A 22,631-nucleotide genomic window follows, 5' to 3' on the forward strand; every position below is an offset into this window, starting at 1 on the left:
ATCAATATTATATATGTCGCAGCACAAAGCTTTTAAGCAAGAACTTTCCGTACTGCTTAGTAGTCGGCTTAAAATGCCGCGCTAGTTCTTGCCGCCGGTACTCATTAAGTGAATTAGTCTGCTTATCTGGATTAAGGTAGCAGGTCAGGAACCAGCGCTCTGCTACGCACCGGAGCATGGCCGCCGGCTCCGCATACCGCTGCTCTTGATTATGGGCTTGCATTTTCCACAGCCAGGTGTGCACTTCGGCAAGCGAAATATCACCGAGCGTGAAAGGGTAGTACGAAATGGTATTGTGCACGTGCAGCTCGCGCGCCGTGAACGGAATGCCAAACCCTTGCAGCAGCTTCTCCCGAATTTGGTTGGACTTGGCATTGCGCCGGGCGTGCACATCGGCCTTGACCGACTGGGGCAACGTGCGGTAGTTGAGCAACACCTCCGGCTGATTGGCAATACCAACCACTTGCGCAGCCCGCGCAATAAATTCGTAGTCTTCGCCAAAAGTATCCTGGATGGTATCGTCGTAGCGCAGCCCGTATTCCTCCAACAGCGAGCGGCGGAAGCAAACGGCGGGGTTGGCTACTGGCATATTGAAAAGCAGGAAGCTGCGCACCTCGTCGGTGGTCACCGGGTACGTGTAAACAATATCCGACTCGCCAAAAGCCTGCATAAAGCCGCTGCTCAATCCCACGGAGGGGTTCTTCTCCAAAAAATCGACCTGCGCTTGCAGTCGATGCGGCAAGGCTACATCGTCGGCGTCCATCTTGGCGATGTAGCGGCCGCGGGCGTGTTCTGCACCGTAATTATCACTGAAAGAGCGTCCCCGGTTTTGGGCGTTGGCCAGCACCTGCACCCGCGGGTCGGCTTCATAGTTGCGCGCTATAGCCAAGCTATTATCAGTCGAGCAGTCATCAACCAAAATGAGTTCGATGCTGCGAAACGTTTGGTTCAGAATACTTTCAATAGCTTCACTGAGGTACTGCTCAGCATTGAATACAGGTAGAATAACAGATACAATTGGCGGCGAGAGGCGCTTCATAAACGAGCAATTGGAGCAGGATGCGCCTGCAAGTTTAGTTGCAACATTTTCACTCTTTTAAAAATACGAAGTGCCTCTTTCCAACGAGTCAGCCCCATTCGCAGTCGATATAGCATCCTCAACGAATCGAATGTATCCGGGGCAAGCTCGTTGTGGCGTTGCATCAAATAAACCACCAGTTGCTTCGGCTGTCGCAGGTGCTGCCAGCTTAGCCACACCAGCCATCGGTAATAATTTCGCCGAAAACCTGCAGTATCAAGGTCAGGCGTGCGATGCAAAAAATAGTACACGAGACTAGTTAAACCTGAAGAGGCCGTGCCTTGCCCAATGCGTTTCAAGTATTCCCAAGTCAAGCGCTCCTTGTACATATAATGCCGTAGTCGCAACCGCTCATCATACCAGAGCGAATAGCCAGCCAAGCGCAGAGCATCGCCCAATTCCACATCTTCACCACTCACAATAATTTTGCCGCGCTTAGTCGAAGTACTAAAGGCAAAACCGTTGGCTCGCAAGTGCTGCCATCCTGAACGCCGCACTACTGAGCCAGCTCCGTACAAGTACGCATCGGGCGCATTTAGCGGCCCATTCTGTGCCGCCTGGGGCCCTACGGCATACACCGCCTGAAACCGCTCAAACCAAGCTGGGGGAGGTATCTCAAACGCCCCCTCCGCCTGGGCCCCCAAAATACCAATTTCGGGGTGCGCACCCATTAAACCCATCACTTGCGTTACATAATCCGGGTACAGCCAATTATCATCATCCACAATGCAGATGTATTCATAATTTGCCGCATCAAACCCCCGCACCAATGCGTTTTCTTTACCAGGCATTGGCTCATCAAGCACCCGCAACGGAGCAGTGCATTGGATTGCGGCCCATAAGCGCGGTGCTGCTATCAGGGTATCGTCTTGCGAAGCATTGCTCACCACTAATACCTCCCAAGGAATATCAGAAGACACCTGCTGGCCTGCTACGTGGCGGAGGGTTTCGGGGAGCCTATTTGCTCCATTGTAGGTGCAAATAAGAATAGTTACGCCCTTCACTACGCGCGGTGCGAAGACGTGTTCAACCGAGTGGTCAGTTGCTGGACTTGAATGAACTTGGGGTCTTGTTTCCACGCTTTGTTAAAGTATAGCCATACCTCATGCCAGTAGAAGGCCGCTAGCAAAAACTCTCGGTTACCTTCCCTAGGAAAGAACTGTTTCTGGCGAATAGCCCGCCAGCTGGCTTTTAAAGCAAAACGGCCAGCGTACAGCCCGTTGCGGATCCATGGTAGCACGGGTACATCGGTCCGTTGCATGAAGTGCCTATACGGCCGTAAGCTGACTTCTGATGCAGCATTTCCTTTGTACAAGCGGCGCACGTAATTCCAATTAAGCCGTTGCGCCGGAATAAAATGCTGAAATTTTAGTCGCTCGTCGTACCAGATGCGGTAACCCGCTAACGCCAATACGTAACACAACTCATTGTCTTCGCCCGAATTGAGATTGTTGCCATACCGGCCGGTAAGCAATGAATGAAAACCTGCCTCGCGCACCTGTTCCCATGCTGCCCGCCTAATTACAGAGCCGGCACCGTATAAAAACCCGGGTTCCGAAGTGATATCACCCGAATAATCGGCCTGCCGATCGGCTGCGTAGTCGATGGCGAACCTGGAAAACCAACTTGGTGGTACCACTTCACATACTGGGGCCCCGACTCCACCCAAGACCCCAATTTTAGGGTTGGCCTCCATCAATGCATTGGCCAGTAATAAGTAGTCTGGTGCAAGCCAGTTATCGTCGTCCACAATGGCAATGTACTTGTACTGCGCCTCTTGAAGTCCCCGTTCTAAAGCATGGCTTTTACCTGGTTTTTGCTCATATAACACCCGACCGTTATAAGGAAAATCGGGATCTTCCAGCAAAGACTTAGCAGTCGCATACGTTTTATCTTTCGAAGCATTATCAACCACTAATACTTCAATTGCAAACTCTGCAATATCTGGTCGCAATTGCTCAGCTAATGCACTTATTGTTCGTGGCAATCGCTGTTCACTGTTATAACAGCATATCAGTACTGATATACCATTCACGTAGTTTTTGTTATATGGCATTCAAATACTTGCAAAAGGCCTAAAAAATCAGAGTATTTATTTATAAAGTATACGGAGACATTTCGCAATTTGCAATAAACTTTTCTGATATTATTTTAAAAATACTGAAATACCAACATTTAACTAATATCGATTATCCAACTTCTACTTTTTCAATTGATCCAATAATACGTAACCTAATAATTTGATCAAGAGCGTAGCATCGGACGAATATAAAGACCGGAGCCCATGCATTACTCCAACTAAATTTTGATTTTTTCTATTTTTGATTTGATTAAATAGAAAGGATTTGAACTCATTTTTTATCTGACGAAACAATACTGTCTTCTGATCATTATGATTGGGCAAATTATTCAATGCGAAGGAAATACATTTAAATCTTTCTAGAAATATTTTGCCAGTTGCCACTGCTTCTACACTCACGTTTTCCGTATGAGTACGAAAAAAATTAAGACTCCGTGAGACATAAATAATATTCGCTTTCAAACAAAGCGCAATAAACGCAAACCAGTCGCCAGCATATCGAAAATCTTGAATTTTATCGATTACTTGTAATAGATTTTTTTTGCGAAAAAGGACTGCACTTGTATTATTAATTGTACAATCATACATCAGATAATCAGCAACTTCATTTTCGCCATTATTAATATAATCATTATTCCATCTATCAGTTTTGAAAGTTGCATTTTTCCATTCACTCCACTCATTCAGCAACATACCATTGCCATCTACTTTTCTCGAATTTGAATACGCAATTGCAGCATCCTCATTAGCAATTAGTAATGGTGCCAAAGTTGCAAGAAAATTCTCATTAGCGTAATCATCCGATTCGGCAATCCAAACTAAGTCGCTTGAACACAAGGCCAAACCTTTTTTCCATTGTTTGAATGTACTTCCGCTATTAAATTCATTAGCCACCACGCTAATTCTTTTATCTAAAAGTGCATAACTATTTATAATAGCTAAACTATCGTCTATCGAACAATCGTCAAGAATAAAAATTTCAATATTGCTATAAGTTTGATTCAATACACTTTCAATTCTTTTAGCTAGATAACCAGAATGGTTGTAATTAGGTATTATAACAGATATTTTTTTCATCGGATTATTGCTTTAAAATTTATTGCTGCTTAAAATTTAGATAATACTTAATATAATTCCTTATAAGCCAAAACGTGTTTCGATTAAAAGGGAAAATTTGGAAGCAATTAAATAAATACTTGAAACCGATATGAGGATCAATGTTCCGCTTTACTATTTCCAGAACAAAGTCTTTACAAACATTATATTCACGCGAGCGCAAATAATTAGGGCCTGACAATATATTTCCCATTGGCAATCTTTGCTTATGTTTATTATAAAATTTATCAGCATTTATAAACCAAGAGTCATTAATATTACCACGTGAAAAATGCCTTATATTAATATCGTACGTCACGCATATTCTGTATTCATTAAATATATTGGCACAGTAATCGATATCGTAAAAATGGAAGTCAGTAAATGTTACAGCATCGAAAGGATATTTTTGCCAAACATCTTTTTTTGAACATATCCACAGACCATCAAGCCCTGCAACATCCACTAATTTACTTTGCTCTGGATTTGAATAAGTTACTTTGTTGTAACCTTTTTTGTCATTTTCATCGATATTGATACTCACATACTTATTTCCACACCCCCACCAACTAATAGGTGCTTTGATATTCCATTTTCCTCCAGCGACACCTAATGCTCCAATTGAGTTATCTTTTAGTATTTCAGCTACTAACTGCCCCCAATTATTAGTGTTGAATTGCAAATCTTCGTGCATGAAACACAAAATATCGTATTTGCTTTGCGAAGCCCCTTTGTTGTAAGCTGCACATATACCATATTGGCCTTGGCTATTATCAATTGCAATAATTTCGTAAGGCAATCCAATAGTATCAGCCACGTTTTGACTAGCTAATGCAAGCACATTCTTATCGCGAGAACAAATGATAATTGAAATCATAATTTAAAAATCATTAGGTGCTCCTCATCCACCGTGTTTTCAAAACTAGAAGAATCGCACTTCAATGTTATTAATCAAAAGACAATGAAATTTAATGTCTTTTGACAATACGGTTTATGACATATTTTTTTACTAAAAACTTCAATCCGCTTAAATTATTGGACAAAATTTTATCATTGAAATTCGACCAAAATCGCTGATGAAAACTAGTATCCAGTTGTTTGAGATTATAATAAAGGTATCTATGCCTAGCCAGAGGAATATTATATTCTATTATTCCTGCTACCCAAAGACCAACAATTGAATCGAGCATTTTATTATAAAAAAAATAATCTAGAGCAGCGATTTTTTTTATAATATGTAATAATCGAACTTTTTCAATTAAAGCAGTGCCGTCCATTATAGTAGCACTACGCACGTTATTGGTGTGCTGACGAAAAAAATTAAGCTTTTTAGCAGAAAATGCTATTTTTGAAATAGCGAGGATTTTAGCCCAAAACACCCAATCTCCATTAACTCGAAATGATTCATCGGCTAAACCAGCTTGCATTATTATTATTTTCCTAATTACTACCGCACTTGCGTTAGGAATAATATTGCGATAACTCATGAATTTATTAAGCAATTGGCTTCCTTCTAGCACGAAATCACTTGTCCACAACTTATTGTCTAGCTCTGAATAGAAATCAACCCAGTCGCCAATAACGCGGCTATGTTCGTCTACGCTCCACGAGTCACAATAAGCTACACCAATATTTTCGTCTGCTTCTAACTGCTCAACTAGTGTTTCTAATAATCGCTCGTCAGCATAATCGTCACTCTCCGCTAACCATATATACTTACCATTAGCTAAGTTAATTCCCTTATTCCATTGCTTAAAAGTACTCCCACTATTTTTTTCGTTAAATATCAGTTTGATTCGATTATCGCGGGCTGCATAAGTGGCAAGAATTTCGCGACTATTGTCGGGTGAGCAATCATCAAGCAGCAGTAATTCAAAATCCTGATACGTCTGCTTTAATACTGACTCTATTCGCTGCGGTAAGTAACGCTCGTGATTGTAGTTCGGAATGATTACCGTAACCATAGGTAATTCATTCAACAAACTTTCTATGGCATTTTTGATAATCATACTATTTTTTACTAAGCTATCTATTTTTCTATTAATTATTAAACAACTAAACTATATAATATAGAGCAAATTAATAATAAACAAAGTGGCATTCGTAATTATGTGTACCTACTTCTGTTTAGTATACCAAGACCAAGTTTGAGCTAAGGCCTCCACAAAGGTAAGCTGCGGCTGCCAACCAGTTTCCGTACGTAGTTTGGTACAGTCCAGAACGTTTACTGGCACATCAAACGGCCGCGATGGCAGTACCCGAACATCCATATTATAACCTGCTTGAGCCGCCAGCGGCACTAATTCGTCCAACACTTGCCGATTACTCAAGCCCTGACCACTGCCGAGGTTATACACTTCTCCTGGCTGACCATGCATCAGCGCCGCTACGATACCTACTGCCATGTCAGTCACATGTAAGTAGTCGCGAATGGTGCCCTTTTCACCAAACAGCAGCAACTCGCGCCCATCTAGGACAGAGGCGATAGCCGTAGCAATAAAACCCTGCCCTGAGTACGTGCGCTGCCCTTCACCAAAGGCATTTGAAGGTCGCACGCATACAATAGGTAATCCTTTACTTTCAAAGTACATGTGCGCATACTTCTCAATAGCCAATTTAGTTATACCGTAGGGAGATAGTGGCAGTGTTGGATACGTTTCAGGAATTAAGTCAATCGACGTGCGCCCGTACACCGTACCACCCGAAGATATCCAGACAAACTTCTTTAGTGGCATAGCTGATGCCATCTCGAACAGACGCACCGCTTCAGGCAAATTTACTAGGATATCATTTACTGGGTCTTGAAAACTTGTTCCTGGAACCGTAGCGTAAGCTAAATCAACTACTTCATCACAGGCTACTAGTGCTTGATTAAAAGCAATCACGCTACCATCAATAGCATTTTGTATATACCGCACGCCCTTGGGCAGAGGCGGTGTAGGGGTCAATTGTCGGCCTACTACTACAACTTGTCGTCCTTTAGCGAGTAGTTCCTTGACAACTGCCCTTCCAATGAAACCTGTCCCACCAATAACACAGGTTGTAACAGCCGTTAATGAATTAGACAATGTACTTTTGTTTTAAAAGCCTAAAATTGCTCTTAAAGAGTCTAATCGAGGTAAATCTGATTTCCAAGTATTATGCATGTTCCAAGGCTATTAGGCGAGCAATACGTACTGCCACTTGCGGAGTATCGTACTCTGACTGCACAGTAATACGAGCATGTTCACCTTTGCGGTACCGCATTGATGAATCCTGCAAAAGGGCTTCTATAGCATCACTTAGCGCTATGACATCGCCATAAGGGACAACCGTTCCGTTTTTAACTCCCACAAAACCTGGTGTACCACCTGAATCTGCAAAACAAACTATTGGTTTGCCCGCTGCGGCCGCTTCTAATACGACTAGAGGAAATGGATCTTCGCGAGAAGTTAAAACAAACAGCTCGGCGGCAGCTATATAATTTAAGTAATCCGGTGTGACTGCTACTAAGTGGACTCGGCCATCTAAGTGGTAATGCTCAATTTCATATCTCATACGGAGGTGCTCTAGCGTACCAGCCGACACACCTACCCAAGCGAAATGTAATTGTGGCTGCATTTGCACTAAACGAGCAGCCATTTGAATGAACAAGTCGTTGCCTTTACGCCAATCGGCTGTACCTACTGCTACTATTAATTGTTCATGAGGCTGTAAGCATAAGGAAGCTCTAATGCTATCGACGTCAGTAATGGCTAGTTTTTCGGTGATAGCTGCGACGGGAATACTAGATGGCACTACGTGTACAAGATCATTAGCTACGCCTAAACTCAGTAAATTCTGCAATACTGCATTTGATCCGGCAAGAAACAAACTAGTTTGTTGCAAGGCCTTGTTTATTTCCGCCGAATTAAATGTTTGAATAGTATATGCCAGTTCGTGTACATACGTAATAACACGAGCTTTATTGAAGCTTAGTATTTCTTCTACCAGTTTTCCATTAACAATGGTATTAGAAAAAATAACTTTTACATTTTCAAAACTTAGCGCATTCTTACGTCTCCTATTATTATAGCTATTTAACAGCCGCAGACGACGTAGATTATTCGCAAATCGCCCACTAGCTAATAAGCTTGGGGCCACTACTACGTGAGCTAACTCTTCAAATTGTGGGCGAAGCGGTCCGTCTTTACCAAGCACAACTATAAAATCCTCTCTCAATTCACCACGCAAACACCGAATTATATTTAGCAGTAAGATAGGCGCACCAGTAAGAGTAGCTTCGTGTGAAACAAAAATGATTTTTTTCATAAATTACATCCAAGCGTCTGTGAACTTCTCAGAATAAGAAAGTATTTTTGTCACTCTTTTAACAAAAAAACTCGGTTCAGTTATATGATAATCGTTAGAATCACCGGCGGCTTGGGTAATCAAATGTTTCAGTATTCTGCAGGCCGTGCTGCATCATTACGCAACAAGACAACGCTAGCTTTAAATATTGATTTTTTTAGAGGGGCATTTACGAAACAAATACATGAGCAAGCTCTATCTGTAGAATTATTTCCTGAAATTCAATCACAGCACTTATTAAAACTTACTGGTGACGACCTAAATCGAATAGAAGATAAGAGCCGTGGATTTATCCGACGAAAATATAACAGGATACGTAATTCTTTTGGATTATCAACTTCCTTTAAAACGTTAGCAGAAACACAACTTTTATGTTTTCAACCAGATTTCAAGCAGCACAAAGCAGATACATTATACTTGGCGAGTGATTGGCAAAACGAAAAATATTTCAGTGATTATGAGTCGATAATTAGAAAAGATTTTACTTTTCCTAAAATTGAAACTAGCTCACAAAATTATTTCTTACTCGAAAATATTAATAAAACAAATTCTGTATCAATTCATGTTCGTCGGGGTGATTATCTACTATCAGTAACACATCAGCCAACCTCATTAGATTACTATAAACAAGCGATTGATTTAGTATTAAGTAAAATTATTAATCCATGTTTTTTCATATTTTCTGATGACATAGGCTGGTGTCAAGAAAATTTAGCTATACCAAACGCGCTTTATATAAATCATAATATTGGCGAAAATAGTTACTTAGATATGCAGTTGATGAGTAACTGCAAGCATAATATTATTGCTAATAGTTCTTTCAGCTGGTGGGGAGCTTGGCTAAATATCAATCCGAGTAAACTAGTTATTGCCCCCAACATATGGCTTGCAAGCCACCATATCAAATCTGAAAATATTATTCCTGAATATTGGATAAATTTATAACCACTATAATAAATCAAATATTTAATGGTTTTATTACTCTACAGGGATTGCCACCAGCTATAACATTTGCTGGTATATTCTTTACTACTACACTCCCTGCAGCAATTATAGAGTTCTTGCCTATATGTACTCCTTTCATTATTATGCTTCCTGCGCCAATGAAAGCATAATCGTCTATTTTGATAGGAGCTGTTTTAACATCTGTATCAGGAGCAGTAGTTCTTAAAATAGGATCCAATGAGTGAAAGTTAGTATCCCAAATTTTTACACCTCCTCCTATCATTACTTTGTTACCGATTTCAATTTTTTCCCAGGCCAAGATTGTTGAGTTAGATATACCCACATCATCACCAATAATGATTTTAGCATTTTCATTGACCGTAATTAGCCGTAATACTGTATCACCACCGATGGGATTATTGTTAACTCCAGAATTTGCTTGGAAATTCTGGCCAATTTGTATATGACCTTTATTTTCAATATATATTTCACCATTAATATATAATTGTCCCGCGTATTGCACTCCTTTTATTCTAAATTCCCTGATGTTTGGATTTTCATCAGACATACCAAAGATATGCTTCTTTACATTTCTCTTAACGAAGTTAATGCTACGCTTTATCATACAAATACGCCTTAGCAAACTGGATACGTGACCATCTGTAATTGATTCAATACGATACCTGTAGATGCATCATAGCTCACAACTGTCGCGTCAGCACTTTTGATTACTGGTATTATATTAAAGCTAGCAACGTCTTCTAAAAATTGAATATTCTGCGTGCCACCTATACTCAAAGCTACAAATACTCGATATTTACCCGCTGCAAATTGCACATCATTCTGCTTAAATTCAGAGCAATAAACGCCGGGAACAAAATCCATAGGCTCTTGCCAAGAAGTGCATATTGAGATATCTGCTGGACTCACTATTCCAATGGATGACACCATTCCTTTAATAACTTTATCTACTTGAAATGTTAACTTCACTATCCATTTTTTACCTATAGCAATTTCATAAACAGATTCGCCATCCTCATCAATTATCTCTACTTTAATGATACTAGCTGACTGACCTGTCTTGGGTTCTAATATTACTGAATTTCCATTATAAAAATTATTTGCTAAATACATATCAACGATAGGGTCAATCCCTTCATTAGCTAATACCGTCCCATTTTGAAGAAATAGGCCTGAAGTACATAGTTTTTGAATAGCAGCCATATTGTGACTCACAAACAGCACCGTTCGCCCGTCATTAACACTTACATCTTTCATACGCCCCAAGCACTTCTTCTGAAACTCGGCATCACCAACTGCTAGTACCTCATCTACTATAAGTACTTCCGGTTCCAGAAATGCAGACACCGCAAATGCTAAGCGCACATACATGCCGCTGCTATAACGTTTTACAGGGGTATCGATATAGCGTTCAACACCCGAGAAATCCACGATTTCATCGAACTTGCTACGAATCTCGGTTTTGGTCATTCCCAAGATAGCCCCATTCAGGAAAATATTTTCCCGGCCTGTTAGTTCTGGGTGAAATCCAGTGCCTACCTCCAGCAACGAGGCGATGCGACCATTCACTTTGATCTTGCCAGTAGTAGGAGCCGTTATTTTCGAAAGGATTTTGAGTAGTGTGGACTTACCTGCCCCGTTGCGGCCGATTATACCCAATACCTCTCCCTTTTTAACCTCAAAGTTTATGTCTTTTAGTGACCACACAAAGTCACTATTCCCTTTGCTGGTGCGGTCATTAGTTTCCCCAACAGTGGCAAAAGGGTCTTCCTTACCCCGCACGCTAGCCCACCAGCGATTCAAATCCTGGCTCATGGTACCTGTGCCCACCTCTCCTAAACGGTAGAGTTTACTCAGGTTTTCAACTTTTATTGCAATATCACTCATCAGTTTCGACTAAATAATTCTACACGCTGCCTTAAAGGCAAAGTTCACGCTATACAGTATCTGTAAAGCTTTTTTGAACCCGGTTGAAAATGATTGTTCCTAGTATTAGAATCACAACTGTAAATCCCAAGCTATAAGCCAAATACGTCCAGCTGAAAGAACCCGAACCTAAGAAGGCATAGCGGAAAGTCTCCACAATTGAAGTCATCGGGTTGGCTAGGATGACCCAACGGTACTTGCCAGTAATGCTAGACAGCGGATAAATAACCGGCGTGGCGTACATGAGCAATTGTACTCCAAATACCAGCAACATAGCCAAGTCACGGTATTTAGTAGTTAGGGCGCTGAATATCATTCCCAGCCCCAGCGACATCAAGCCCATGGTCACTACCAGCAACGGTGTGAGTAGAATCAGCCAGTTGGGATGGATGCCACTATTTCCCTTGAGCAGGTAATACAGCCAAATTGCGAAGAATAGCCCAAACTGAATGGCAAACCTCACTAAGTTGGAAATAACGATGGACAATGGCATCGTCAAGCGCGGAAAATACACCTTACCAAACATGGCGGCGTTGTCACGAAAAACCGTCGAAGTATTGGTTAGCGTCTGCGCAAAGTAATTCCAGATGGTAATGCCAGACATGTAGAATACTGCCTGGGGCAGCCCGTCCGTCGAGAGCTTAGCTACATTACCGAAGATGATAACGTAAGTAATCGTAGTGAGCAGCGGCTGGATAAAAAACCAGATTGGCCCCAGCACCGTCTGCTTGTAAGTGGAGACGAAATCACGGCGCACGAACAGCATTACGAGGTCGCGGTAGCGCCATACATCAGCTAGCCCCAGGTCAAGCAGATTGGTACGGGGTTGGATTACCTCGGTCCAAGTCTCGTCCTGCGGGCTATTTTCAGCCTGCAGCGGTTGTTGTTTTTCTAGTACGTTTATCGTGTCCACTGGAAATAACTTAATAAAAAATACGCCCGGAAGCAGCTTCTTCCGGGCGTAAAGGTAACTAGCAGGCGGGATATAGCTGCCGCAGAGAATTGCACTATGCGACGGGTGCCGTCAGAAATGCCTCCTGATACACGGCCCGGACGCCTTCGGGCAGGCCGGTGGTGTAGCGCCAGCCAGCTTCGGCGAGCTTCGACACGTCGAGCAGCTTGCGGGGCGTGCCGTCGGGTTTGTCGGTATTGAAGCGGACGTTGCCTTCGTAGCCCACCGTGCTACGCACCAGCTCCACCAGCTCACGGATGGTGAGGTCTTCGCCGGTACCCACGTTCACGGGCTCTTTGCCGTCGTAGTGCAGCATTAGGTGCAGGCAAGCATCGGCGAGATCGTCCACGTGCAGGAACTCGCGGCGCGGCGTACCGGTGCCCCACACTTCCACTTCCGGCGCGTTGTTCTCCTTGGCCTCGTGGAACTTGCGCAGCAGGGCGGGCAGCACATGCGAGTTCTTCAGGTCGTAGTTGTCGCCGGGGCCGTAGAGGTTGGTAGGCATGGCGCTAATGAAGTTGCTGCCGTGCTGGTCGCGGTAGGCTTCGCAGAGCTTGAGTCCTGCTATTTTAGCCAGGGCGTAGGGCTCGTTGGTGGCCTCCAGGGGCCCCGTCAGCAGGTATTCTTCCTTGATGGGCTGGGGAGCCATTTTGGGGTAGATGCACGACGAGCCCAAGAACAGCAGCTTCTTCACGGCCTGCTTGTGGCTGGCGTTGATGACGTTGTTCTGAATCTGGAGGTTTTCGAACAGGAAATCGGCGCGGTAGGTGTTGTTGGCCATGATGCCGCCCACCTTGGCGGCGGCCAGTATCACGTAGTCCGGTTTCTCTTCGGCAAAAAAGCTGTTGACGGCTTCTGTATTGCGCAGGTCCAACTCTTTGGAGGTGCGGTAAACGATGTTTTGGTAGCCGGCTTTTTGCAGGCGGCGCACCACGGCGCTGCCCACCATGCCGCGGTGGCCAGCTACGTATATCTTGGCGTTCAGTTCCATAAAGGAAATTTTGTAAGTATTCGCGGTTTTAAATAAGTCAGGCCGTCACGCCGAGCTTGTCGAAGCATCTCTTCCGCTGCGTAAATCCAAGTGATTGGTTTACTGCCGCAGTAGAGATGCTTCGGCTGCGCTCAACATGACGGCCTGGTTGTACCCCATTGTGGGCCGGTTTTTAGCAGCTTGGGGAAGCTGCACGGCCCGACCAGCTATTCGGCGTAGTTCTTCAGTATGGTGTGGCCACCTTCGCGCAGGTACTCATCGCGGCGGGCGCCTTCGACGTCCGACTGCATCATTTCCTTCACCAGGCCTTGGAGGTCGTACTGCGGTACCCAGCCCAGCTTCTGCTTGGCCTTAGTGGGGTCGCCGATGAGCAGCTCCACTTCCGTGGGACGGAAGTAGCGCTTATCAACCTCCAGCACGATGGTGCCCGCGGCAATCTGGTACTCGGGGTTGTGGCAAGCCACTACGCGGCCTTTCTCTTCCACGCCTTCGCCGCTGAAAGCTACTTCAATGCCGACTTCCATGAAGGCCAGGCGAATGAACTCGCGCACCGTGGTGGTGACGCCGGTGGCAATCACGAAGTCTTCGGCCTCGTCCTGCTGCAGCATGCGCCACATGGCTTCCACATAGTCTTTGGCGTGGCCCCAGTCGCGCTTGGCGTCGATGTTGCCCAGGAACAGGGCGTCTTGCAGGCCGAGGGCGATGCGGGCCACGGCGCGCGTGATTTTGCGCGTCACGAAGGTTTCGCCGCGCAGGGGGCTCTCGTGGTTGAAGAGGATACCGTTGCAGGCATACATGCCGTAGGCCTCGCGGTAGTTCACCGTAATCCAGTAGCCGTAGAGCTTGGCCACGGCGTAGGGCGAGCGGGGGTAGAAGGGCGTCGTTTCCGACTGGGGCACTTGCTGCACCAAGCCGTACAGCTCCGAGGTCGAAGCCTGGTAGATGCGCGTTTTCTCGGTCATGCCCAAGATGCGGATAGCTTCGAGCAGGCGTAGCGTGCCCACGCCGTCCACGTCGGCGGTGTACTCGGGGGTGTCGAACGACACTTTCACGTGCGACATGGCCCCCAGGTTATAAATCTCGTCGGGCTGCACTTCCTGCACGATGCGGATCAGGTTGGTCGAGTCGCTCAAGTCGCCGTAGTGCAGCTTGAAGTTGACGTTCTTCTCGTGCGGGTCTTGGTAGAGGTGGTCGATGCGCTCGGTGTTGAACAGCGAAGAGCGGCGCTTGATGCCGTGTACTTCGTAGCCTTTGCTTAGTAGTAGTTCGGCCAGGTAGGAACCGTCTTGGCCCGTGATGCCCGTGATAAGTGCGCGTTTCATGATTTATGAAATGATGTTTTGGATTATAGAATGATGCTGTTGACTATTATTTAACTTACGTCGTACGCAACGACTGTGGATTGTTTGCGGCATGCGGCCGCTCTTTGTTGCAATTAACATCAAAGATATAAGATGCTATGTCAATATTTTACCGCTCCACAACCCTGGGTTGGGTGTTGTGCTGCACTCAGGCCCCAGGGTGTTTTCCACCCCGCCGCCTGCCCAGTCGGTGAAACCGCTTATTCAGCAGCGTAGTGCTTGATTGGCCGGGCGACCCAGGCGGCCGGCGCGCTTGGTTACGTGGGGCCCTGGGCCGACAAAAATATTTCAACCGGTAATTAAACTTTGGTGGTAAAACAGCAGCGAGTATTTACCTATTATTTGAATTTATTCAAGTTAGCCGCGTCCTGTCACCTGCCCGGTAGATTTCCCTTATTCGTCCAATCCGGCTGCTACGCATTCGCTTGCATCCCCGCTTTTTTCCAACTTTTCGAGCATTTTGCTCACTATTTAAACTGGGGTTTGAGTATGGCTAGAGCTAGGTTAGAGGTAGGCTAGAGCTACCCTCGAGCTAGTCTGTCAATTGTGGCGCCACCGTACCGCCATTACCATTCATTACGCAGGGCTCCATGCCCTCATTAAGCGCCGCTTAATGAGCCAGCCAGTAGGTGCGACAAAATTGAGAGTATAACTTTATTAATAAATCGACCTGGTTGTTGCTAGCTTCGCCGATTGCTTGGGCCTTGCTGGCGGGCACTACCGATGGCGACGGGTAGCAGTGGCACATATCACTAATAAGTTGTTCTATAACACTTCTTTAACTACGTATAAAGGCCTATTACGAGCGGCATCGAGCCCCCGCCATACGTACTCGCCGATGACGCCCAGGGCTATCATCTGGAAGGCCGATACGAAGAGCAGCACCACCATGAGGGTGGTCCAGCCGGCCGGCTCGTTGGGGTGCACCAGCTTGAGGACGATGACGTAAAGGCCGTAGAGAAAGGCGAGCAGGCCCAGGCCCAGGCCCACCACCGAAATGGCGCGGATGGGCACGAACGAGAACGAGACGAGCGAGTCGATCAGGAGGGTGATTTTTTTGGTGAGCGTCCAGCGCGAGCGGCCAATTTGGCGCTTGCGGCGGGTGTAAGGCAGGCTTACGTGCGCGAAGCCCAGCCACACCATCAGGTAGAACACGTTGGAGTTGCGCTCGTGCAGCTTGAGGATTTCGGTGGCCACCTGGCGGTCGAACAGGGCGTAGTCGAAGCCGCCGTCGGGGATGTTGCGCAGGGCCAGGCGCTTCATCAGCCAGTGGAATACCTTGGCTAGCCGCTCGCCCGCGCCAGTTTCCTCGCGCTCCTGCCGGTTGCCGATAACGAGCTTAAAGCCCTGCTGCCAGTGGCCGTACATCTGGGCCATGAGGGCGGGGGGGTCTTGTAAATCGGCGGTGATGATGGCCAGGCAATCGCCGGTAGCATAGGCCAGGCCGGCCACAATGGCGTTGTAAGAGCCCACGTTGCCAGCCAAATCCACGATGCGCAGGCGGCCAGGATATTGGGCCTGGGCCCGGCGCAGGGCCCCCAGGGTATCGTCGCCCGAGCCGTCGTTGACGAATACGTACTCGAAATCTACTTCGGGGCCAAAGTTGGCCTCGTTGGCCACCAGCTCGGCCACCGTCACCGGAATATTCTCCTCGTTGTAGTAGCAAGGAATGACAACGGAGAGCTTGGGCATGGGGTTTTCGGTTGCGGAAACGGGCGCGGCAGGTAGTTAACTAGTGGGCCCAAAGCCCCGCTGCCCGCACTTCAGCCGGCGCAAAACTGCTTCAAAATTGGCGAATGGCGGTGGCTACGGCCGCTACCTGGCCTTCCGTCATGCCCGGCCACAGGGGCAGGCTGAGGCAGGTAGCGGCCAGGGCTTCGGCAATGGGCAGGGCCCCGGCGGCCAGCCCGAGCCCCGCGTAGGCAGGCTGGCGGTGCGGCGGCACGGGGTAATGGATGAGCGTGCCGATGCCCTGCGCCGCCAGGTGCTGCTGCAATGCATCGCGGCGCGGGGTGTGCACCACGTAGAGGTGGTGCACGTGGGTGGCCCCGGGGGCCACGGCGGGCAGGCGCAGGCCGTCGAGGCCGGCCAGTTGCTGGCCGTACCAGGCGGCCAGCTGCCGGCGTTGGGCCGTCCAGGCGGCCAGGTGCCCGAGCTTTACGCGCAGCACGGCGGCCTGCAGCTCGTCGAGGCGGGAGTTGTAGCCGACGACCTCGTTGTGGTACTTGCGCGCCGAGCCGTAGTTGCGCAGCGTGCGCACCTGTTCGGCCAGGCCCGCGTCGGCGGTGGTAAGGGCCCCGGCGTCGCCGAGGGCCCCCAGGTTTTTGCCAGGGTAGAAGCTGGTGGCGTTCAGGGCCCCAAAGGTGCCGGTGAGCTGCCCGCCGAAGGCGGCACCCTGGGCCTGGGCGTTGTCTTCTACTACGTGCAGGCCGTGCTGCCGAGCGAACTGCATGATTTCGGGCATACGGCACGCCTGCCCGTAGAGGTGCACCGGCATAATGGCGCGGGTGCGCGGCGTGAGGGCCCCCGCCAGCCGCGCCGGGTCGAGGTTGCTGGTGGCGGGGTCGGGCTCGACGGGCACGGGCCGGGCCCCCACGTGCGTGACGGCCAGCCAGGTGGCGATGTAAGTATTGGAAGGCACCAGCACGTCGTCGCCGGGGCCCACGCCCAGGGCGCGCAGGGCCAGCGTCAGGGCATCGAGGCCGTTGGCCACGCCCACCGCGTGCGGCACCTGGTTGAAGGCCGCGTACTCGCGCTCGAAGGCCGCGACCTCATCGCCCAGCACGTACCAGGCCGAGTCGTAAACCCGGGCCACGGCGGCCAGCACTTCCTCACGCAGCGGCGCGTGCTGGGGCACAATCGAGAAAAAAGGAATCGGCAGGGGCCCGGGCATGGTGCAAGCAGCGACCACCGGCGTAGCCTGCCGGCGGCCCGGGCAAAGATAGGCCCTCCCCTACCCCGGGCGCCCCAGCGCCCGGAACTGGTCGTAGTCGCGGATGTAGTCGGCTTCGTCGTAGGGCAGCGAGGCCAGCACCAGCTGCACCGCCGAGTGCGAGTACTGCATGGTGTGCCACATGCGCGGCGGCACGTAGAGGCCCACGTGGGGGTCTTCGAGCCGGAAGGTCTTCAGGGCCCCCGCCGCCGTTTCGGTAACGACGGTGATGCGCCCGGCCACGGCCACCAGCACCTGCTCGGTGCGGTGGTGGGCGTGGCGGCCCCGCACAATGCTCTCGGGGGTGTAATACGTCCAGAATACGCGCTGCACGGCGAAGGGCAAGGCCAGCCCGGGCCCCTCGGCCACCGAGATGTAGCCAATGTTAGGGGCCCCCAGCTTGGGCAGCGTGATGAGGTAAGGATCGGCGAAAGCAGGCATGGCGCAACAAAAAAAGCGGGAACGGCTTGGCGCCGCTCCCGCTTCAAAATAACTACCCGGGGGCCCTATTTCACGTGCTCCTTGAAATACTCCAGGGTGCGGCGCAGGCCCTCGGCCCGGTCTACCTTGGGCTCCCAGCCCAGAATTTCCTTGGCCTTGGTGATGTCGGGCTTGCGCTTCATCGGATCGTTTTCGGGCAGCGCCTGGTAGGTGGGCTTGAACTCGACGCCGGTGAGGCGGGCAATTTCTTCACCGAATTCCTTGATGGTGATTTCCGACGGGTTGCCGATGTTCACCGGCATGTGGTAGTCGCTGAGCAGCAGGCGGTAAATGCCTTCCACCAGGTCGTCCACGTAGCAGAACGAGCGGGTCTGCGAGCCGTCGCCGAACACGGTCAGGTTCTCACCGCGCAGGGCCTGCGAGAGGAACGCCGGCAGCACGCGGCCGTCGTCGAGGCGCATCCGGGGCCCGTAGGTGTTGAAGATGCGGATGATGCGGGTTTCCAGGCCGTGGTGGTTGTGGTAGGCCATCGTGATGGCCTCCTGGAAGCGCTTGGCCTCGTCGTAGCAGCCGCGGGGCCCCACGGGGTTCACGTTGCCCCAGTACTCCTCCACTTGGGGGTGCACTTCTGGGTCGCCGTACACTTCCGAGGTGCTGGCAATCAGCATCCGGGCGCCCTTCACGCGAGCCAGGCCCAGCAGGTTGTGGGTACCCAGCGAGCCCACTTTCAGGGTCTGGATCGGAATTTTCAGGTAGTCAATCGGCGAGGCCGGCGAAGCAAAGTGTAGGATGTAATCCAGCTTGCCGGGTACGAACACGAACTTGCTGACGTCGGCGTTGTGGAATTCAAAGTCCTTGTTACCGAACAGGTGCTCAATGTTTTGGAGCGACCCGGTAATCAGGTTGTCCATCGCAATGACGTGGTAGCCTTCGGCCAGGAACCGGTCACAGAGGTGCGACCCCAGGAAGCCCGCCCCACCAGTGATGAGGATGCGTTTTTTTTCTTCAGCCATTTTAAGTTGAGCTGTTAGCTAATAGCTGCTAGCTGTTAGCTTCTTTTGAAGAAGTAGTAAGTAATAACGAAGAGCTAACGGCTAGCAGCTGTTAGCCAATAACTTAGATTGCGGGCTCCTTGTGGTCGGTTTTCACGCCGATGCAGTGGTAGGCAAAGCCCAGCTCGTTCAGCTCCTTAGCTTCGTAGATGTTGCGGCCGTCGAAGATGGCTTTTTGCTTCATCAAGCGGGCCACCACATTAAAGTTCGGCACCCGGAAATCGGGCCATTCCGTCACCACCAGCAGGGCATCGGCGTCGATCAAGGCGTCAAACTCGTCTTTGGCGTAGGCAATCCGGTCGCCCAGGCTGTGCTTGGCTTCGGGCATGGCCACCGGGTCGTAAGCCGTCACGGTGCAGCCGGCGGCGAGCAGCTTCTCGATGATAACCAGCGAGGGCGCTTCGCGCATGTCGTCGGTCTTGGGCTTGAAGCTGAGGCCCCACACGGCAATGTGCAGGCCGCGCAGTTCGCCCTTGAAGTGGCGGCTCAGCTTATCGAACAGCACCGATTTCTGGGCGTCGTTCACCGATTCTACGGCCCGCAGTACCTGCATGTCGTAGCCGTTTTCCTGGGCTGTTTTGATCAGTGCCTTTACGTCTTTCGGGAAGCACGACCCGCCGTAGCCGATGCCGGGGTAGATAAACTTGGTACCAATGCGGGCGTCGGAGCCAATGCCGCGGCGCACCATGTTCACGTCGGCCCCCATGATTTCGCAGAGGTTAGCCACGTCATTCATGAACGATATTTTCGTAGCCAGCATCGAGTTGGCTGCATATTTCGTCATTTCAGCCGACGGAATATCCATGAAAATAATCGGGTGGCCGTTGAGCAGGAACGGCTTGTAGAGCTTGGTCATCACCTCTTCGGCACGCTCCGATGAGATGCCCACCACAATGCGGTCGGGCTTCAGGAAGTCGTCAATGGCCGCCCCTTCTTTCAGGAACTCGGGGTTGGAAGCCACGTCAAACTCCACCGTTGCGCCGCGCTTTTGCAGGGCCTGCTCCAACTCGGTGCGCACTTTGGCGGCCGTGCCCACGGGCACGGTGCTTTTGGTTACCACCACGCAATAGTCGTCGATGTTTTCGCCGATGCCGCGGGCCACGGCCAGCACGTATTTCAGGTCAGCTGAGCCATCTTCGCCGGGCGGGGTGCCCACCGCGATGAAGGCCACGTCGCAGCCCTTAATGGCTTCGCTCAAGTTGGTTGAAAAATGCAAGCGGCCTTTCTCGACGTTGCGCGACACCATTTCCTCCAGGCCCGGCTCGTAGATGGGCAGGATGCCGTTGTGGAGGTTATCGATTTTTTTCTGGTCGATGTCGATGCAGGTCACGTCGATGCCTACTTCGGCAAAGCACGTACCCGTCACCAGGCCGACATAGCCAGTGCCTACTACTGCAATCTTCATTTTAATTGGTTAAGGTTTAACATTCGGAATTATAAAGAACTAAGCAACGCCCTTAGAATGGGCCAACAAAGGTATTCATCTATTATAGCATATAACGCTTCCACCACGTCTGAAATACGATAAGGGCCCAAATGCGGGCGTGGACGTCGCCCGGGCTGCGCGAAAAAAGCTGGGCCTTGAGCTGGCGCACCGCCTCGACGTCGAAAATGCCCTGGCTCGCCACGAACTCGTCGGCTAGCAGGTCGTTTTCGATGAGGGGGCGTAGCTCGTTGCGCATCCACTTCAACAGGGGCACTTCGAAGCCGTGCTTGGGACGGTCGTAAAGCTCGGTCGGCAACTCCGCCCGAAAGGCGTCCTGCACGATTTTTTTCTTCATCGCGCTATCCACCTTGCTGCTGACGGGCAGCGAGAAGGCAAAGTCCACCACCTTGTAGTCGAGGAACGGGGTGCGAACCTCCAGCGAGTTCGCCATGCTCATCATGTCCACTTTCGTGAGCATATCGTAGGGCAATACCAGGGTCATGTCGGTGAGCAGCACCTCGTTGAGGTCGCCGTCGGCGTGCAGGTTTTCCAGGATGTCCTTGCGGCGCTTCTCGGCCAGCTTCTTACCTATTTTCTGGCGGCTGGCGGGGCTGAGCAGGGCCCGGGCATCCTTCTCGGAGGCGAAGGTGGCCCAGTCCCAGTAGCGGTCCTTCACGCCGGACAACATGCCGCGCGAGAAGCGCTGGAGCTGGCGCACCTTGTTGCCAAAGAAGCCGTTGCGCGACTTCGGCAGCGCGTCCCATAGGAAGTTCAGGCCCGTCACGGCTTCGGCCTTGAAGCCGCCCTGACGCACCTTGAACTCGCCCATGTGCTTATTGTAGCCCCCAAAAATCTCGTCGGCCCCGTCGCCGCTCAGCGCCACGGTCACCTGCTGGCGCGTGCGCTGGCTCAGGATGTACACGGCCAGAGCCGAAGAATCGGCAAACGGCTCATCGAGGTAGTCCAGCATATCGTGCAGGTGCTCGTACAAGTCGTTGTTGGTGAGGGAAAAGACCGTATGGTTGGTCTTGTGCCGGGCCGCCACCAGGTTGGCGTATTTGGTTTCGTCGAAGAAGGGCTCGTCTTTGAAGCCGATGCTGAACGTGCTCAGGTGCGGGGTGTGGCGGGCGGCCAGGGCCGTAATGACGCTCGAGTCGATGCCGCCGCTCAGGAAGGCCCCCAGGGGCACGTCGGCCACGAGGCGGCGCTGCACGGCGCCGTCCATCAGCTCGACTAGCTTTTTCTGCTGCTGCTCGTAGCTGAGCTTGTTTTTGGCAACCTTCTTGGGATCGTATGGAATCTTGTACCAAGCCTTGCCCACCACCTTGCCGTCCTTCACGTACAAATAATGGCCGGGCAACAATTTCTTCACGCCTTTAAAAATACTGGCGGGCCCGGGGATGTAGTTGAGCTGCAAATACTGGCTCAGCGCCACGTAATCAATTTTGCGCGGCACGCCCAAAGCCAGCATCGACTTCATCTCCGAAGCGAAAAACAGCTGGTCTTCGTCGCGGTACACCAGCAGGGGCTTCACGCCGTACCGGTCGCGGGCAATGAAAAGCGAATTTTCCTCTTTGTCGTAGATGGCAAAGCCGAAAAAGCCGTTCAGCTTTTTGATGAAGCTGCGGCCCTCGGTGATGTAGAGCTGGAGGATAACTTCGGTGTCGGTTTGCGAGTGAAACCGGCAGCCTTTTTTGATCAATTTCTCGCGTAGCTCGCGGTAATTGAAGATTTCACCGTTGAACACGATGGTGTATCGGCCGGCCTCGTCGGTCATCGGCTGGTTGCCGTCGGCCGACAAATCGAGGATGGCCAGGCGGCGAAAACCCAGCCCGCACTGGTCGTACACGAAATGGCCCTGCGAGTCGGGCCCGCGGCGGACAATGGCGTCGGTGGATGCCTGCAAGCGCGTCAGCGACTGGCGGCCGGCATCAGAAAAGGCAAAAACTCCGGTAATTCCACACATAAGCTGTGGACGAAAGTACGCACGGCCGGCGGTTGG

Annotated in this window: 20 protein-coding genes; 1 reads left to right on the forward strand and 19 read right to left on the reverse strand. The window is 50.0% G+C overall.

The window, feature by feature from the left end:
* Positions 1–7 precede the first annotated feature (7 nt).
* The 8 genes from EAH73_RS03230 to EAH73_RS03265 all read right to left on the reverse strand — a co-directional run bounded on the left by EAH73_RS03230 (position 8) and on the right by EAH73_RS03265 (position 8,543).
* Positions 8–1,039 (reverse strand): glycosyltransferase family 2 protein, encoded by a 1,032-nt coding sequence (locus tag EAH73_RS03230; RefSeq protein WP_140465036.1) that lies wholly within the window; start codon positions 1,037–1,039, stop codon positions 8–10.
* On the reverse strand, positions 1,036–2,157 hold the full coding sequence (locus tag EAH73_RS03235) for a glycosyltransferase (RefSeq protein WP_140465037.1): 1,122 nt from the start codon (positions 2,155–2,157) through the stop codon (positions 1,036–1,038). Before EAH73_RS03235 ends, EAH73_RS03230 begins: the two co-directional genes overlap by 4 nt.
* Positions 2,082–3,134 (reverse strand): glycosyltransferase, encoded by a 1,053-nt coding sequence (locus EAH73_RS03240; protein ID WP_140465038.1) that lies wholly within the window; start codon positions 3,132–3,134, stop codon positions 2,082–2,084. Before EAH73_RS03240 ends, EAH73_RS03235 begins: the two co-directional genes overlap by 76 nt.
* A 144-nt stretch (positions 3,135–3,278) precedes the next feature.
* Positions 3,279–4,235 carry a glycosyltransferase family 2 protein gene (locus tag EAH73_RS03245; RefSeq protein WP_140465039.1) on the reverse strand — a complete coding sequence of 319 codons (957 nt, stop codon included), beginning with the start codon at positions 4,233–4,235 and terminating at the stop codon, positions 3,279–3,281.
* A gap of 19 nt (positions 4,236–4,254) precedes the next feature.
* Positions 4,255–5,130 carry a glycosyltransferase gene (locus EAH73_RS03250; RefSeq protein WP_140465040.1) on the reverse strand — a complete coding sequence of 292 codons (876 nt, stop codon included), beginning with the start codon at positions 5,128–5,130 and terminating at the stop codon, positions 4,255–4,257.
* Positions 5,131–5,221: 91 nt separating this feature from the next.
* Entirely contained in the window at positions 5,222–6,262 is a 1,041-nt protein-coding gene (locus EAH73_RS03255; RefSeq protein WP_140465041.1) for a glycosyltransferase family 2 protein, read from the reverse strand.
* Positions 6,263–6,370: 108 nt separating this feature from the next.
* Positions 6,371–7,321, reverse strand: a complete 951-nt coding sequence (locus EAH73_RS03260; protein ID WP_140465042.1) for an NAD-dependent epimerase/dehydratase family protein — start codon at positions 7,319–7,321, stop codon at positions 6,371–6,373.
* A gap of 70 nt (positions 7,322–7,391) precedes the next feature.
* Positions 7,392–8,543 (reverse strand): glycosyltransferase family 4 protein, encoded by a 1,152-nt coding sequence (locus tag EAH73_RS03265; RefSeq protein ID WP_140465043.1) that lies wholly within the window; start codon positions 8,541–8,543, stop codon positions 7,392–7,394.
* A gap of 84 nt (positions 8,544–8,627) precedes the next feature.
* Here EAH73_RS03265 and EAH73_RS03270 point away from each other — a divergent pair, with 84 nt between their 5' ends.
* Positions 8,628–9,527, forward strand: coding sequence for an alpha-1,2-fucosyltransferase (locus EAH73_RS03270; protein WP_140465044.1), 900 nt, complete (start codon positions 8,628–8,630; stop codon positions 9,525–9,527).
* A gap of 13 nt (positions 9,528–9,540) precedes the next feature.
* On the opposite strand, the gene EAH73_RS03275 is transcribed toward EAH73_RS03270, so the two are convergent.
* The 11 genes from EAH73_RS03275 to asnB form a co-directional block, all read right to left on the reverse strand.
* Positions 9,541–10,095, reverse strand: coding sequence for an acyltransferase (locus tag EAH73_RS03275; RefSeq protein WP_161599435.1), 555 nt, complete (start codon positions 10,093–10,095; stop codon positions 9,541–9,543).
* 68 nt (positions 10,096–10,163) lie between these two features.
* On the reverse strand, positions 10,164–11,435 hold the full coding sequence (locus tag EAH73_RS03280) for an ABC transporter ATP-binding protein (protein ID WP_140465046.1): 1,272 nt from the start codon (positions 11,433–11,435) through the stop codon (positions 10,164–10,166).
* Between the two features lie 49 nt (positions 11,436–11,484).
* The gene (locus tag EAH73_RS03285) at positions 11,485–12,387 is read right to left on the reverse strand and encodes an ABC transporter permease (protein WP_240047121.1); all 903 of its coding nucleotides are present in this window, start codon (positions 12,385–12,387) and stop codon (positions 11,485–11,487) included.
* 94 nt (positions 12,388–12,481) lie between these two features.
* Positions 12,482–13,417: a GDP-L-fucose synthase family protein gene (locus EAH73_RS03295; protein ID WP_140465047.1), complete on the reverse strand. Its 936-nt coding sequence runs from the start codon at positions 13,415–13,417 to the stop codon at positions 12,482–12,484.
* Between the two features lie 206 nt (positions 13,418–13,623).
* On the reverse strand, positions 13,624–14,739 hold the full coding sequence (gmd, locus tag EAH73_RS03300; protein WP_140465048.1) for a GDP-mannose 4,6-dehydratase: 1,116 nt from the start codon (positions 14,737–14,739) through the stop codon (positions 13,624–13,626).
* Between the two features lie 804 nt (positions 14,740–15,543).
* The gene (locus tag EAH73_RS03305; protein ID WP_140465049.1) at positions 15,544–16,470 is read right to left on the reverse strand and encodes a glycosyltransferase family 2 protein; all 927 of its coding nucleotides are present in this window, start codon (positions 16,468–16,470) and stop codon (positions 15,544–15,546) included.
* Positions 16,471–16,561: 91 nt separating this feature from the next.
* The gene (locus EAH73_RS03310; RefSeq protein ID WP_140465050.1) at positions 16,562–17,671 is read right to left on the reverse strand and encodes a DegT/DnrJ/EryC1/StrS family aminotransferase; all 1,110 of its coding nucleotides are present in this window, start codon (positions 17,669–17,671) and stop codon (positions 16,562–16,564) included.
* Positions 17,672–17,731: 60 nt separating this feature from the next.
* Complete coding sequence (locus EAH73_RS03315) at positions 17,732–18,151, reverse strand: sugar 3,4-ketoisomerase (RefSeq protein ID WP_140465051.1); 420 nt, start codon at positions 18,149–18,151, stop codon at positions 17,732–17,734.
* 65 nt (positions 18,152–18,216) lie between these two features.
* On the reverse strand, positions 18,217–19,164 hold the full coding sequence (locus EAH73_RS03320; RefSeq protein WP_140465052.1) for a UDP-glucuronic acid decarboxylase family protein: 948 nt from the start codon (positions 19,162–19,164) through the stop codon (positions 18,217–18,219).
* 103 nt (positions 19,165–19,267) lie between these two features.
* Complete coding sequence (locus tag EAH73_RS03325; protein ID WP_140465053.1) at positions 19,268–20,608, reverse strand: UDP-glucose dehydrogenase family protein; 1,341 nt, start codon at positions 20,606–20,608, stop codon at positions 19,268–19,270.
* Positions 20,609–20,690: 82 nt separating this feature from the next.
* On the reverse strand, positions 20,691–22,595 hold the full coding sequence (gene asnB, locus EAH73_RS03330) for an asparagine synthase (glutamine-hydrolyzing) (protein WP_140465054.1): 1,905 nt from the start codon (positions 22,593–22,595) through the stop codon (positions 20,691–20,693).
* Positions 22,596–22,631 lie beyond the last annotated feature (36 nt).

The sequence above is a fragment of the Hymenobacter nivis genome, assembly GCF_006439025.1.
GTDB classification, from domain to species: Bacteria; Bacteroidota; Bacteroidia; order Cytophagales; family Hymenobacteraceae; genus Hymenobacter; species Hymenobacter nivis_A.

What these genes read in the sequence shown, in the direction of transcription:
- EAH73_RS03315 (WP_140465051.1), bottom strand. Translation starts at nt 18,151, where the DNA reads ATGCCTGCTTTCGCCGATCCTTACCTCATCACGCTGCCCAAGCTGGGG.
- EAH73_RS03325 (WP_140465053.1), bottom strand. Translation starts at nt 20,608, where the DNA reads ATGAAGATTGCAGTAGTAGGCACTGGCTATGTCGGCCTGGTGACGGGT.
- EAH73_RS03270 (WP_140465044.1), top strand. Translation starts at nt 8,628, where the DNA reads ATGATAATCGTTAGAATCACCGGCGGCTTGGGTAATCAAATGTTTCAG.
- asnB (WP_140465054.1), bottom strand. Translation starts at nt 22,595, where the DNA reads ATGTGTGGAATTACCGGAGTTTTTGCCTTTTCTGATGCCGGCCGCCAG.
- EAH73_RS03240 (WP_140465038.1), bottom strand. Translation starts at nt 3,134, where the DNA reads ATGCCATATAACAAAAACTACGTGAATGGTATATCAGTACTGATATGC.
- EAH73_RS03230 (WP_140465036.1), bottom strand. Translation starts at nt 1,039, where the DNA reads ATGAAGCGCCTCTCGCCGCCAATTGTATCTGTTATTCTACCTGTATTC.
- EAH73_RS03295 (WP_140465047.1), bottom strand. Translation starts at nt 13,417, where the DNA reads ATGGAACTGAACGCCAAGATATACGTAGCTGGCCACCGCGGCATGGTG.
- EAH73_RS03250 (WP_140465040.1), bottom strand. Translation starts at nt 5,130, where the DNA reads ATGATTTCAATTATCATTTGTTCTCGCGATAAGAATGTGCTTGCATTA.
- EAH73_RS03275 (WP_161599435.1), bottom strand. Translation starts at nt 10,095, where the DNA reads ATGTCTGATGAAAATCCAAACATCAGGGAATTTAGAATAAAAGGAGTG.
- EAH73_RS03265 (WP_140465043.1), bottom strand. Translation starts at nt 8,543, where the DNA reads ATGAAAAAAATCATTTTTGTTTCACACGAAGCTACTCTTACTGGTGCG.
- EAH73_RS03245 (WP_140465039.1), bottom strand. Translation starts at nt 4,235, where the DNA reads ATGAAAAAAATATCTGTTATAATACCTAATTACAACCATTCTGGTTAT.
- EAH73_RS03305 (WP_140465049.1), bottom strand. Translation starts at nt 16,470, where the DNA reads ATGCCCAAGCTCTCCGTTGTCATTCCTTGCTACTACAACGAGGAGAAT.
- EAH73_RS03320 (WP_140465052.1), bottom strand. Translation starts at nt 19,164, where the DNA reads ATGGCTGAAGAAAAAAAACGCATCCTCATCACTGGTGGGGCGGGCTTC.
- EAH73_RS03280 (WP_140465046.1), bottom strand. Translation starts at nt 11,435, where the DNA reads ATGAGTGATATTGCAATAAAAGTTGAAAACCTGAGTAAACTCTACCGT.
- gmd (WP_140465048.1), bottom strand. Translation starts at nt 14,739, where the DNA reads ATGAAACGCGCACTTATCACGGGCATCACGGGCCAAGACGGTTCCTAC.
- EAH73_RS03255 (WP_140465041.1), bottom strand. Translation starts at nt 6,262, where the DNA reads ATGATTATCAAAAATGCCATAGAAAGTTTGTTGAATGAATTACCTATG.
- EAH73_RS03310 (WP_140465050.1), bottom strand. Translation starts at nt 17,671, where the DNA reads ATGCCCGGGCCCCTGCCGATTCCTTTTTTCTCGATTGTGCCCCAGCAC.